General features: G+C 30.9%; 1 pseudogene. It reads right to left on the bottom strand.

Annotated features, from left to right (window positions below):
* Positions 1 to 91: 91 nt before the first annotated feature.
* Positions 92 to 369 (bottom strand): annotated as a pseudogene (locus tag AC1DJR_RS34075) (preprotein translocase); the annotation flags it as partial.

Here is a 369-nt window from a genome sequence, read left to right as displayed (position 1 = left end):
GCTTATGTTCTATAAGAGGACGATAGGAATCAAAAAAATGTTATGCAATAAAAAAGATGCTGAATTAGCATCTGAATGTGAGGGAATAGTATTAACTTAGTTTTGTAACTGTTAATTCAACTGAATTTATACCATTATCACAAGTTACAATACTTTGATGATTGAAACCACTATTATTTCTAAGTTGAAGAGTTGAATTAGCAGGCACCGTAACAATAGTTTCGCCAACTAGTTGAAGGCATTCGTTATTTGATGAAGTATTCATTTGAAAAGCGAAATCACCTTGACTATTAGCAAGTGGATTATTATTTAAAAATATAGTGATGACTGGAATATGGGGAAATACAGGATTTAACGTAGTGTTAATAC

The organism is Bacillus sp. 05T31 (assembly GCF_056396725.1).
This window is presented reverse-complemented; position numbering and strand designations above follow the sequence as displayed.